Source organism: Sphaerimonospora sp. CA-214678, assembly GCF_050942215.1.
Taxonomy (GTDB): domain Bacteria; phylum Actinomycetota; class Actinomycetes; order Streptosporangiales; family Streptosporangiaceae; genus Sphaerimonospora.
On record NZ_CP192056.1, the window covers coordinates 5,115,955 to 5,129,259 of the forward strand.

The window sequence follows — 13,305 nt, forward strand, 5'->3', positions numbered from 1 at the left end:
ACCATGCGGACCTTTCAACTCTCGGATCAGCCGTACCCGGATCAGCCGTAGACGCCGCTGCCGCACGCCACCTGGCCGCCGATCATCGAGAAGATCCCGAACAGCGCCATGATGTCGTGGTAGTCGTCCGTGGTGAACTCGATGTGCCGTGGGCCCGCCTGCTTCACGCCCGGGATGATCGCGCAGGCCGCGGCGATCGCGGTGGAGTTCCACTCGACCGCCAGCGTGTACGGCGCAGGCACGACATAGGGTCGGAAATCCGGCAGCCGGCCGAGCGCCCGGGCGGCCCCCTCCCGGATCCGGCGCTGCGCCACGCTCGGCGGCAGCAGCTCGGCGGAGAACTTGTCGACGCCCTTCTTCACGGCCACGGTCTCGACGTCGCCGAGCAGGTCCCCGGCCTCCTCGCAGACCGCCTCGTCACCGGTGACGAGCGCCACGGGCACCCCCATTGACCCGGCGAATCCGGCGACCAGCCTGGTCTCGCCGCAGATCTCGCCGTTGAGGTGGACGTTGTGGATCTCCTTGCCCATCCACGTGTGGTTGAGCACGCCGTGCCGTACGCCGGCCCTGGCGTGGTAACCGGCGAAACAGGCGGCGGCGAAGCCGGGCGTCAGTCCCTGCCCCATGCGGTGCGGCTTGCCCGGCCCCCTGATCAGCGTGGCCCGCTCGTCGAGCAGATCGATCCTGAGGTTCTTGGTGGAGCCGTGCGCGTCGTTGACGAGCACCGACCGCGCCCCCGCGTCGAACGCCCCCTCGATCACCGCGTTGGCGTCCCCGGTCATCAGCTCGCAGCCGCGTTCGTAGCCCCGGCCGCCCGCGTGCATCTCCTCCGGATCGGTGAGCCCGGTGACGCCCTCCATATCCACTGACAGATAGATCTTCATCCTGTTATGTCCCCCATGTCTCGACCCGGTGGGCCTCATCCCCGTCCATCAGTCCCACCGAGTCCACCATGTACGTGTCGACCCGTTTGCGCCACCGCTCGGGAATCTCCTCGATCGCCGGCGGGTAGCAGTGCTCCAGCCAGCGGGTCGACTCGACGGTCGCCTGAAGATACTCGGCCGCCTTGGCGAACGGCGTCGTCTCGATGCCGGGCACATGCGCGCAGCCGTACTCGATCATCTCCTGTCCACCGTACGGCGGCGGCTGCTGCCACTTGCGTGCGATGCCCCGGCCGGCGGTGATCGTCGTACGCAGCGGACGCCGCTCGACGGCGGCCTGGATCAGCTCCTTGTACAGGCATTTGTCGCACTCGCCGCACGGGCCGTCCCCCGACCCGCGCAGGCACCAGCGGACCTGCTCGCGCAGGTCGGAGGCGAGCGCGATCCGCATGGTGACGGCCTCGCTGACCCCGCCGACCGGCAGCACGATCGGCAGCCCGGCCGCGGCGAACAGCCGCCCCCACGCCCCGTCCGCCGCCCACATCGGGTTCTCCGGGCTGTAGCGATGAACGTAGCGGTCACCGCCGAGCCAGCGTGAACCCAGTTCGTAGCCCAGGGCGAGACCCCCCAGGTCCAGCTCGTCGGCGAGCAGCAGCGCGCCCGCCGCCACCGCGTGGTGCTCGGGGAAGCCGGGCCGGGGGAAGCTCAGCACGAACTCCAGATCGGACTGGACGATCGTGAGCTCCCGGCCGGTCCGCCGCGCCAGGCGGGCCAGCACGTCCGAACGGTAGTGGGTCCACCGGTTGGGCACCCGGGGATGGCTCACCCGCTGGAAGTGCACGAACGGCGCGTCCGGGAAGATGTCCGCCACCGCGGCCGAGTCGGCGCCGCCGCTGTAGGAGATCGCCAGACGCGCCCCCTCACGCCGGTCCTCGCCCACCGGGCCGGCGTCCACGCCCCAGCCGGTACGCAGCGCCTCCGCGAGGTCCGCCGAGATCGGCCGGTCGAAGGTCACCCTCCGCCTGGTCCACGGCGCCACGACCGTCCAGGCCGCCACCGCCAGCAGATCAGGGTGGACGTACGGCTTTCCCGCTTCCTTGGGCAGCTTGACCCGGCACGAGTTAGTGCGCAACTCGAGACGCTGGCCGTCGGCGCACAGCCCGACGGTCTCGTCCTCCGGATGGAGCAGGAAGGCAAGCCGCCAGACGCCGTCGTCGAAGGTCCACTCCACCCGCATGAGCCGTGCCCCTCGCTATCCGACATGTTCCGCGTGCTCGATGTGGCAGACCTGCTCGGCGACCGGAACGCGCGCGGACAGGTCGTCGATGGCCTGCCAGACCCGCACCTCGTTCTGGAGGACCTTGTCCAGTGCGTCGGCGGTCTCGGTCGCCAGCCGGTGGGCCTCGGCGACCCGGGGATCGCGGGTGGGGGCCGGCGCCGCCGACGCCTTGGCGGTCTTCCGCAACCGGTCGACCTCGTTACGCAGGGACACCACCTCGCGGCGGAGCATCTGGACCTCCCAGAGCGCGTCCTTGATGTCCCGCCGGTGATCGGCCTTGGTGACGTATCTCGCGTCGATCCGGGACCGCACGCGTCTGGAGATCGGGGCAGTGAGGGGGGCCAGCACTCGCCTGACGAACCGCATCATGAATCGCCACGATAGCCGCATTCCACGACTAGCAAGGTCAACAACCGCCAACAGACGAAATCACCGGATGAGCCCCGCACCGAGGACGAACCGGGTTACTACCGGAATCACCCCGTGGTCGGGTATGCCCCCATTCGATGTCCGGCCAGGTCATGGCCCGCATGAGACCGAGCCGCGGGGCTGTGACGCTCTGGCGGCCGCTGAACGCGACCCCGCGGAGTCGGCGCGGGAGCCGGGCCTGTACGCGCCCAAGGCCCGAAAGGCCCCGCGGAATCTCACAGCCGAGGGCCCGTCAGCGATCGGGAGGCCGCGGCCGGCCGACGGGCTACCGGAGCATTCCGGAGTAAGGCGTTTCGGGAATTCGGCGCGAGAACCGGGGAGCCACCCGGGCCCCGCCGGGATGTCCGGCCGAGCCCGGGTGGCAGGGTCGGGAGCCGATCAGCTCACGAAGTTCACGTCGCTGCACATGAAGAACGTCTGGTCCATGTGCGAGGCCTGCCAGATCGTGTAGATGACGGCACGGCCGCTACGGCCCGAGGTGCTCAGGTCGACCGTGTAGTACTGGCCGGGGCTGTACCTGCCGGTCTTGGTGAGCAGCTGCAGATCGTTCCAGGTGATCGCCTGGCTGGTGGGGTCGAAACCCTGGCGGGTGACGTAGACGAGCAGGTAGTCGGCGCCGTGGTTGGCCTGGTCCCACAGCTTGATCGTGAAGTTGCCGCCGATGTTCGTCGCCTTCCACGCTCCGGGGACGTCCATCGCGTTGTAGCGGCCGTTCTCGGCGTGGCCGCCGCTGCACAGCTGACCGTTGGGGATCGCGGCCCGGAAGTCACCGCCGAGATTCATGCGGTAGAGGCCGTTCCAGTTCCACATCGCTGTGGTGTCGGCCTGCCATGCCTGCCAGCACATGGGGTCCTGCTGCTGCATGGCCGGGTTCTGGAAGTCGCTTCCCCAGCGCTGCCAGCAGCCGTAGTGGCGGGAGGCCGGGTCGACGAGCGAGCCGTGCGCCGAGGCGGGGCCCGCCCAGGTGACCAGGCAGGCCGCCGCGGCGGTGAGCAGGGCCATGACGCGGACGGCCCAGGTACGAGTCCGGGCATGAGGATGTGGATGCACGTTGGGTCTCCATCTTCCACGGGGGGATCCGGACGACTGGAAGCGCTTCCAAAGGGTTGCCGCGAGCGTAACTGACCGCGGTTAGTTTGGATATAAGGCCAACGAAGTCAAGCCGCGGTCACCACGGGACCGCTCGTCTGAAACCTCACGACCTGGCCGTTCATCCACTTCTTACAGCAGGCAGGCGGCGAACTTGACTGTACCTTTCATGACCCGCCGCCCGCCTGGTGTGCCGTCGGGCCGCCCTCAGCGGCCGGTGAATTCGGGGCGGCGCTTCTCGGTGAAGGCGGTCATGCCCTCCCGGGCGTCCTCGGTCGCGAACAGGCCGGAGAACTGGAGCCGCTCGATCTCCAGACCGGTGTCGAGGTCGGTCTCCAGCCCCCGGTCGATCGCCTGCTTGGCGGCCCGCACGGCCGCCACCGGCCCCTGCACGAAGGTGGCGGCCAGTTCGAGGGCGGCCGTGTAGACCTCGGCATCGGGCACCACCCGGTCGACCAGGCCGATGGCGAGTGCCTCGCCCGCGTCCACGTGGCGCCCGGTGAAGATCAGGTCCTTCGCCCTGGCCGGGCCCACGAGCCGGGGCAGGCGCTGGGTCCCCCCGGCTCCCGGGATGATGCCCAGCCTGATCTCGGGCTGCCCCAGCATCGCGCTCTCGCCCGCGACCCGGAAGTCGGCGCAGAGGGCCAGCTCACAGCCGCCGCCCAGGGCGTACCCGGCGATCGCCGCGACGACCGGCTTGCCGATGCCGGCGACCGCGTTGAAGCAGTCCTGCAACGAGCGCGACTGGACCGCCATCTCCACGTACGGCATGGCGGACATCTCCTTGATGTCCACCCCGGCGGCGAACGACCGCTCGCCGCCGTAGAGGATCACGGCGTGCACCGCGGGGTCGGTGTCGACCAGGCGCGCGGCCTCGGCGATCTCCTCCTGCATCTGCCGGTTCAGCGCGTTCAGCTTCGGCCGGTCGAGCCGGATGGTGGCGATATGGTCGGCGATCTCCACGCTCACGAACTCACCCATGCGCCATCACCCTTCCACCGGTTCGACCGGCCGCTTCGACTTCTCCGCCAGGCACCACCCTAGAAGGACCGTGATCAGCCGAGCTCAGCGCAGGGTGCCGTTGGTCATACCGACGGGCTCCTCGGGGACGACGACGAGCCCGAGCTCGGCCGGGGACGCCATCAGCGGGTGGAACGGGACGGCCCTGACGGTGTACCCGAAAGCGCCGGTCCGGTCCAGCGGCACCACACCGGTGTAGTGCGCCCGCCCGTCGTCGCCGACCCCGTCCGGCTTCAGCGTCACGTAGTCGGGGTCGATCAGCTCGTCGTGGGTGCCGACCCGGCCGTAGGCCGCCTGGATCCGCAGGTCCTCCGGCGACAGCTCGCCCAGCGCGATCGTCGCCCGCACCTCCAGGCGCGCCCCCAGCTCCGGGGTGTCCCCGATGCCGGTGGCCTCGACATGCTCGACCCGCACCCCCGGCCAGGCCCGGGTGACCCGGAGCTTCCACGCCGCGAACAGCTTCGCGTTCTCGTACGCGTTGCCCGCGAGCGTACGCGCCGAGTGCGCGGCGGGCGCGTAGAGGTCCATGACGTACCCGCGCAGCATGCGCCCGGCGAGGACCTTCGGCCCGAGCGAGCCCAGCGTGTGCTTGACCATCTCCAGCCACCGGCGCGGCAGCCCGTCGGCGGCCCGGTCGTAGAAGCGGTCGGCCACCTCGCGCTCGATCAGGTCGTACAGCCCGGCGGCCTCGAGCTCGTCACGCCGGTCGGGGTCGTCGACACCGTCCGCGCTGGGGATGGCCCAGCCGTTGTTGCCGTCGAACCACTCGTCCCACCAGCCGTCCAGGACGGACAGGTTGAGGCCGCCGTTGAGCGCGGCCTTCATGCCGGAGGTGCCGCACGCCTCGAGCGGGCGCAGCGGGTTGTTCATCCACACGTCGGAGCCGGTGACCAGGAACTGCGCGAGGGCCATGTCGTAGTCGGGCAGGAAGACGATGCGATGCCGTACGCCCTCCTCGTCGGCGAACCGCACGATCTGCTGGATGAGCTTCTTGCCGCCCTCGTCGGCCGGGTGCGCCTTCCCCGCGATGACGATCTGAACCGGCTTGTCCGGGTCGAGCAGCAGCCGCCTGAGCCGCTCGGGATCGCTGAGCATGAGCGTGAGCCGCTTGTACGACGGCACCCGCCGGGCGAAGCCGATGGTCAGCACGCCGGGGTCGAGCGCCTCGTCGACCCAGCCCAGCTCGGCCTCCGCCGCACCCCGCTGCCGCCAGGAGCGCCGGAGCCGCCGGCGCGCCTCGGTCACCAGGCGGGCACGCAGATCGCCGCGGATCCGCCAGATCTCGGCGTCGGAGAGCCCGCGTACCCGGTCCCAGCCCTCCATGCCCTCCCGGACGGACTCGGCGCCCACCAGCTCGATGATCTCGCGGCCGACCCAGGTGGGCGCGTGCACGCCGTTCGTGATCGACCCGATCGGCACCTCGTCGACGTCGAAGCCCGGCCACAGGCCGCGGAACATCTCTCGGCTGACGTGGCCGTGCAGCTCGGACACGCCGTTGACCCGCTGGGCCAGCCGCATCCCCATGACGGCCATGTTGAAGACCGCCTTGTCGGAGTCGGGGCCCTCCGGCTCGGCGCCGAGCTCCAGGATCCGCTCCACGCTCACGGTCGGCCACGCGTTGTCGCCGCCGAACTGCCGGGCGATCATGTCCATCGGGAACCGGTCGATCCCCGCGGGCACGGGGGTGTGGGTGGTGAAGACGGTGCCGGCGCGTACCGCTTCCAGCGCCTCCTCGAAAGACAGCCGGGCCTCGGTGAGCTCGCGGATGCGCTCCAGGCCGAGGAAGCCGGCGTGACCCTCGTTGGTGTGGAACACCTCGGGCTCGGGATGGCCGGCGATCCGGCAGTAGGCGCGCAGCGCGCGTACGCCGCCGATGCCGAGCAGCAGCTCCTGCATCAGCCGGTGATCGCCGCCGCCGCCGTAGAGCCGGTCGGTCACGTCCCGGCCGGCGGCGTCGTTCTCGGCGACGTCGGAGTCGAGCAGCAGCAGCGGCACCCGGCCGACCTGCGCCACCCAGATCTGGGCGTGCAGCATGCGGGAGCCCGGCAGGCGGATCGCCACCTTGGCCGGGGCGCCGTCCTCCTCCCTGAGCAGGGTGAGCGGCAGCCCGCCCGGGTCGAGTGAGGGGTAGTGCTCGAGCTGCCAGCCCTCGGCCGACAGCGACTGGGAGAAGTAGCCGTGCCGGTAGAGCAGGCCGACGCCGAGGATGGGCACGCCGAGGTCGCTGGCGGCCTTCAAATGGTCTCCGGCCAGGATGCCGAGACCGCCGGAGTACTGCGGCAGGGCGGCGGCGATGCCGTACTCGGGCGAGAAGTAGCCGATGGCGGCCGGCGCGCCTTCGAGTGACTGGTACCACCGCGGGGCGCTCATGTACTCGCGCAGGTCGTCGGCCGCGTCCGCCAGTTTGCGAAGGAAGCGCCGGTCCTGGGCGAGCGCCTGCAGCCGATCGGCCTCGACGGCGCCGAGCAGTGCGACGGGATCGTGCTCGACCCGCTCCCAGATCTCGGGATCCACCTCGGCGAACAGGTCCATCGTCTCCGGGTGCCACGACCATCGGAGGTTGCGGACCAGCTCGCCGAGCGGGGCGAGCGGGGCGGGAAGAACTGTGCGAACGGTGAACCTGCGGATTGCTCTCACGGGGCCAGACCCTAGTTACTCAGCGCCACGACGCGCGACCGAAACACTCTTGTCCCTGGGTCGTCTCTGACAAATCATGTCCCGCCCGCGACGGACGGCGCTCGTCAGACACGCTCCAGCGGAGGCGCCGCCGATCCGACGCCCCCGACCTTCCTAAAACTCCCTTATGCTCACTAACCACCAACAACCGGAACAAACCACACCAAACTACACTCATCTACGTGACGCGCGTCCCGACCACACGGCGATCTCCGTAATGATCGATCTCCCCAGAAGAGCGACCCAAACACGGACCGGCCGGTCGTTGATGTCTTTCGTCGGCAGGGGTAACAGTGCACTATTGGGGCACCTCCTGTATGACCGAAGAACGGGCCCGGCGACGGACCCCGACATCGTGCTGCCCGGCTCGTGCCGCTCGGCCCGCGCCACCCCCGACCGGGCCAGGACAGAGCGACTTGGACAAGTGAAGAGCAAATCTTTCCTCGGAGAGCACGACGGCGCCCGGTGTGCCGTCCCAGGAAATGTCTGACGAACGCCGTACGTCGCGAGCGCGGATCCAGACGGACGCATCGCAAGAAGGAGGAGGACCATAGCCGGAGTCCTTAGGGCGAACACCTCGGGCCCCGCGGACGCCCCGCGGAAGCGGGGCGCCGACGCGGCGAGGCGCCGTCTGGGCCGCACATCACAGTACATGCTCTGTCAGACACGACCGTAAGTTGAGTAACGATGATCGGAAGAATTCCCATCCAGGGCATCGAGCCCGTCGTGGACTGCGGGCGCCGGCCCGCCAAGGCGGCCGCCGGCGAGACGTTCGAGATCAGCGCGACCGTGTTCCGCGAGGGACACGACGCGGTGGCCGCCGGCGTCGTGCTCATCGACCCCGACGGGAAACCGGGACGTCTGCTCCCCATGCGCGAGACCGCCCCCGGCACCGACCGATGGAGCGTGGAGGTGTCGCTGCCCGCCGAGGGTCTGTGGCAGTTCCGCGTGGAGGCCTGGGGCGACCCCATCGCCACCTGGCTGCACGACGCGGGCATCAAGATTCCACGCGGCATCGACGCCGACCTCATGTGCGAGGAGGGCGCTCGGCTGTTCGAACGGGCGGCGAAGGCCGTACGGCCGGCCGACTGCCCCGCCGCACCGCACGGCTCGGCGCAGGACTCGGCGCAGGCGGACCGGCGCGGCCAGGCGTGCGGGCATCGCGCGGCGCTGCTGGCCGTCGCGGCACGGCTGCGCGACGAGGACGTCGACCCGCGTGCCCGGTTCGCCGCGGCGCAACTGCCGGAGACGGCCGCGCTGATCGCGGCGCATCCCCTGCGCGACCTGCTGACCCGGTCGGGCCGCCAGCGGGTGCGGGTGGACCGGCGACGCGCGCTGTTCGGCTCCTGGTACGAGTTCTTCCCGCGCTCGGAGGGCGCGGTCATCGAGAAGGACGCTCCCCCCGTATCCGGAAATTTCCGGACTGCGCAGCAGCGACTGCCCGCCATCGCCCAGATGGGGTTCGACGTCGTCTACCTTCCCCCGATCCACCCGATCGGCTACCAGTTCCGCAAGGGACGCAACAACACGCTCACGCCCGAGCCGTACGACCCGGGGTCGCCCTGGGCGATCGGCTCGGAAGACGGCGGGCACGACGCGATCCACCCCGACCTCGGCACGATCGAGGACTTCGACGTCTTCGTGGCGCGGGCGCGCGAGCTCGGCATGGAGATCGCGCTCGACCTCGCCCTGCAGTGCTCCCCCGACCACCCCTGGGTGAAGGATCACCCGGAGTGGTTCAACATCCGGGCCGACGGGAGCATCGCCTACGCGGAGAACCCGCCGAAGAAATATCAGGACATCTACCCGCTGAACTTCGACAAGGATCCCGAGGGGATCTACGCCGAGGTGCGCCGGGTGATCCGGCACTGGATGGAGCACGGCGTACGGATCTTCCGGGTCGACAACCCGCACACCAAGCCGGTCTCCTTCTGGGAGCGGCTGCTGGCCGACATCCAGGAGACCGACCCCGACGTGCTGTTCCTGGCCGAGGCGTTCACCCGGCCGCCGATGCTGCGGACGCTCGCGATGATCGGCTTCCACCAGTCGTACACGTACTTCACCTGGCGCAACACCAAGCCGGAGCTGGAGGACTATCTGTCGGAGCTGAGCCGGGAGACCTCGCACTACCTGCGGCCGAACCTCTTCGTGAACACGCCCGACATCCTGCACGAGTACCTGCAGCACGGGGGCATGCCGGCATTCAAGATCCGCGCCGTGCTGGCCGCGCTCATGTCGCCGACCTGGGGCGTCTACTCTGGGTACGAACTTGGCGAGAACGCCCCGGTAAGGCCAGGCAGCGAGGAATACCTAGATAGCGAGAAATATCAGTACAAGCCGCGTGACTGGGCCGTCGCGGAGCGGGAAGGACGGAGTCTTGCCCCATTCATTACCCGGCTCAATTTGTTGCGAAGAGCCCACCCGGCGCTCCAGGAATTGCGTAACCTACGGTTCCACAACGTCGACCAGCCGGATCTGATCTGCTTCTCAAAGCGGCTGTCCGGCGCCTATGACACGGCCACACGAAGGCACGGGCTAGGCGATGTCGTACTGGCCGTCGTCAATCTGGATCCGCACAACACTCGCGAGGCGACGGTCCACCTGGACATGCCCGCCCTCGGTCTCGACTGGCAAGCCGAGTTCGTCGTGGACGACCAACTGTCGGGCGAGTCGTACCGCTGGGGGCAGGCCAACTACGTGCGCCTCGACCCGCACATCAATCCCGCACACATCTTCACGCTTCGCCACGGGTCAGCGCACCGCTCGTGAGCGCGGCCCTGCACATCCCGGGGAGTCCACAGGTGAGCTCGACACCTCATCCAAGCCACAGCCAGCCCGTCCCGAACACGTTCACGCACGAGAAGCCGCGGGATCAGTACTGGTTCAAAAGAGCCGTCTTCTACGAAGTGCTGATCCGCGGTTTCGCCGACTCCAACGGGGACGGCACCGGGGACATCCGCGGGCTCATCGACAAGCTCGACTATCTCCAGTGGCTCGGCGTCGACTGCCTGTGGCTGCTGCCGCTGTACGAGTCGCCCCTCCGGGACGGCGGATACGACATTTCCGACTATATGAAGATCCTCCCGGAGTTCGGCGACCTGGGGGACTTCATCCGCCTGGTCGACGAGGCGCACAAGCGCGGCATCCGGGTGATCGCCGACCTCGTCATGAACCACACCAGCGACCAGCACCCGTGGTTCCAGGCCTCGCGTGCCGACCCCGACGGTCCGTACGGCGACTTCTACGTCTGGAGCGACAGCGACGAGGGGTATCCGGACGCCCGGATCATCTTCGTCGACACCGAGTCGTCCAACTGGACATACGATCCCGTACGCGGCCAGTACTACTGGCACCGCTTCTTCCATCACCAGCCGGACCTCAACTACGAGAACCCGGACGTGCAGGACGCGATGATGGAGGTCATCAGGTTCTGGCTCGACCTCGGCATCGACGGCTTCCGGCTCGACGCCATCCCCTACCTGTTCGAGCAGGAAGGCACCAACTGCGAGAACCTGCCGGAGACCCACGCCTACCTCAAGCGGGTCAGGGCCGAGGTGGACCGGCTCTACCCCGACCGGGTACTGCTCGCGGAGGCCAACCAGTGGCCGGCCGACGTGGTGGAGTACTTCGGCGACCCGGTCACCGGCGGCGACGAGTGCCACATGGCCTTCCACTTCCCGCTGATGCCGCGCATCTTCATGGCCGTACGACGCGAGTCCCGCTATCCGATCTCGGAGATCCTGGCCCAGACGCCCAAGATCCCGGAGAACTGCCAGTGGGGCATCTTCCTGCGCAACCACGACGAGCTCACGCTCGAGATGGTGACCGACGAAGAGCGCGACTACATGTACTCCGAGTACGCCAAGGACCCCAGGATGCGGGCGAACGTCGGCATCCGCCGTCGCCTCGCGCCGCTCCTCGACAACGACCGCAACCAGATCGAGCTGTTCACGGCGCTGCTGTTCAGCCTGCCGGGCTCGCCCGTGATGTACTACGGCGACGAGATCGGCATGGGCGACAACATCTGGCTGGGCGACCGCGACGGGGTCCGTACGCCGATGCAGTGGACCCCCGACCGCAACGCCGGCTTCTCCACCTGCGATCCCGGCCGCCTCTATCTTCCCGTGATCATGGACCCGATCTACGGCTACCAGGCCATCAACGTCGAGGCACAGCAGAAGCAGGCGGGCTCGCTGCTCCACTTCACCAAGCGGATGATCGAGATCCGCAAGCGCCATCCGGTGTTCGGCCTCGGCGAGTTCACCGAGCTGAACTCCTCCAACCCCAGCGTGCTCGCGTTCGTCCGTGAGCTGGGCGACGACCGGGTGATGTGCGTCAACAACCTCTCCCGCTTCCCCCAGCCGGTGGAGCTCGACCTGCGCAGGTTCGAGGGCGCCACGCCGGTGGAGTGCATGGGCGGAGTGCCCTTCCCGCCGATCGGCGAGCTCCCGTATCTTTTGACGCTCCCCGGGCATGGGTTCTACTGGTTCACTCTGCCCGCGATCAAGAGGGCGGCCGACCCGAAGGAGGAGTGACGACAGCACCGCAGGGGCTTCTCGCCGGTTGGCTCACCGAGCAGCGGTGGTTCGCCGGCAAGGGCCACGCCATCGACGACCTGTCCATCGACTCCCTGACCGAGATCCGGCCGGGCGACCCGGGACTGGTCCACCTGATCGTGTCCGTACGGCAGGCGGACCGGCGGACGCGCTACCAGCTGCTGGCCGGCCTGCGCGCCGAGCTGCCCGAGCGGCTGAAGCACGTCCTGATCGGAACCTGCCGGTGGCCGGGCGAGGACGAACGCTATCTGTACGACGCCGCTCACGACGCCGCGCTCACCTCCGACCTGCTGGCGGGCATGGCCGGCGGACTGCGGGTGGGAGACCTCGCCTTCCATCGCGTGCCCGGTACGGACATCGACACCGGCCAGCGGAGCCTGGTGCTGACCGCCGAGCAGTCCAACACCTCGCTGGTCTACGGCGACAGGTACATACTCAAGCTGTTCCGCCAGCTCACCCCGGGAACGAACCCGGAGCTGGAGATCGTCACCGGCCTGGCGGCCGCGGGGTCCGTCCACGTGGCCAGGCCGTACGGCTGGATCGAGGCACCGGTGGGCGACGACCCGCCGGGCAAGGAGCCCACGACGTTGGCGATCATGCAGGAGTTCCTGTCCAACGCGGGCGACGGCTGGACGATGGCGCTCACCAGCGTCCGCGACCTGTATGCCAGCCCGGAGGACGTGCCGGCGGAAGAGGCCGGCGGTGATTTCGCCGCCGAGTCCTTCCGTCTCGGCACCGCCACCGCCGAGGTGCATCGCCAGCTCGCGGAGGTGTTCCCCACCGGGACGATCGAACCGGCCGACATCAAACGGCTGACCGAGCTGTTCCGCCGCCGGCTGGACCAGGCGGTCGCCGAGGTGCCCGCGCTCGGCGAGCACGCCGACGTCGCGGGCCGGGCGTTCGACCGGCTGGCGGAGCTCGGGCACGGCGTGCCCGTCCAGCGGGTGCACGGCGACTACCACCTCGGCCAGGTGATGCGCACCCCGGTCGACTGGGTGGTGCTGGACTTCGAGGGCGAACCGGGCCAGCCGCTGGCCGAGCGGCGCGCGCTCGACTCGCCGCTGCGCGACGTCGCCGGGATGCTGCGGTCGTTCGACTACGCCGCCAGGCACCTGCTGGCCGACCATCCGGAGGCCGCGTCGCTGGAGGGCCGGGCCCTCGAGTGGTCGACCCGCAACCGGGCCGCCTTCCTCGCGGGTTACACCGAGGGCGGCGGGCACATCCGCGGCGACGACGCCGTACTGCTCCGGGCGCTCGAACTGAGCAAGGCGGTCTACGAGGTCGTCTACGAGTCGCGCAACCGCCCGGCCTGGCTTCCGATCCCGCTCGCCGCCTTCGCCGGGAGCCGCGACTCGTAAACCGGAGAAGAAAGGCC

At 69.3% G+C, this 13,305-nt stretch carries 9 protein-coding genes; 3 read left to right on the top strand and 6 right to left on the bottom strand.

Annotated features, from left to right (window positions below):
* Positions 1-41: 41 nt before the first annotated feature.
* From ACQP1K_RS22870 to glgP, 6 genes are all read right to left on the bottom strand, one after another.
* Entirely contained in the window at positions 42-884 is an 843-nt protein-coding gene (locus ACQP1K_RS22870; RefSeq protein ID WP_433497745.1) for a M55 family metallopeptidase, read from the bottom strand.
* A gap of 4 nt (positions 885-888) precedes the next feature.
* The gene (locus ACQP1K_RS22875) at positions 889-2,118 is read right to left on the bottom strand and encodes a DUF6395 domain-containing protein (protein ID WP_433497746.1); all 1,230 of its coding nucleotides are present in this window, start codon (positions 2,116-2,118) and stop codon (positions 889-891) included.
* Between the two features lie 15 nt (positions 2,119-2,133).
* Positions 2,134-2,529 (bottom strand): hypothetical protein, encoded by a 396-nt coding sequence (locus tag ACQP1K_RS22880; RefSeq protein WP_433497747.1) that lies wholly within the window; start codon positions 2,527-2,529, stop codon positions 2,134-2,136.
* 438 nt (positions 2,530-2,967) lie between these two features.
* Positions 2,968-3,639, bottom strand: coding sequence for a lytic polysaccharide monooxygenase auxiliary activity family 9 protein (locus ACQP1K_RS22885; RefSeq protein WP_433497748.1), 672 nt, complete (start codon positions 3,637-3,639; stop codon positions 2,968-2,970).
* Positions 3,640-3,885: 246 nt separating this feature from the next.
* On the bottom strand, positions 3,886-4,659 hold the full coding sequence (locus ACQP1K_RS22890) for an enoyl-CoA hydratase/isomerase family protein (RefSeq protein ID WP_433497749.1): 774 nt from the start codon (positions 4,657-4,659) through the stop codon (positions 3,886-3,888).
* A gap of 84 nt (positions 4,660-4,743) precedes the next feature.
* A complete protein-coding gene (glgP, locus tag ACQP1K_RS22895) occupies positions 4,744-7,335 on the bottom strand; it encodes an alpha-glucan family phosphorylase (protein WP_433497750.1) in 2,592 nt (863 codons plus the stop codon).
* Between the two features lie 726 nt (positions 7,336-8,061).
* Here glgP and ACQP1K_RS22900 point away from each other — a divergent pair.
* From ACQP1K_RS22900 to ACQP1K_RS22910, 3 genes are read left to right on the top strand one after another with little or no spacing between them, the layout of a single operon-like run.
* Entirely contained in the window at positions 8,062-10,143 is a 2,082-nt protein-coding gene (locus ACQP1K_RS22900; protein WP_433497751.1) for an alpha-1,4-glucan--maltose-1-phosphate maltosyltransferase, read from the top strand.
* Between the two features lie 32 nt (positions 10,144-10,175).
* Complete coding sequence (gene treS / locus ACQP1K_RS22905; RefSeq protein ID WP_433497752.1) at positions 10,176-11,909, top strand: maltose alpha-D-glucosyltransferase; 1,734 nt, start codon at positions 10,176-10,178, stop codon at positions 11,907-11,909.
* Positions 11,906-13,288: a maltokinase N-terminal cap-like domain-containing protein gene (locus tag ACQP1K_RS22910; RefSeq protein WP_433497753.1), complete on the top strand. Its 1,383-nt coding sequence runs from the start codon at positions 11,906-11,908 to the stop codon at positions 13,286-13,288. The genes treS and ACQP1K_RS22910 overlap by 4 nt, the downstream gene beginning before the upstream one ends.
* Positions 13,289-13,305: the final 17 nt, after the last annotated feature.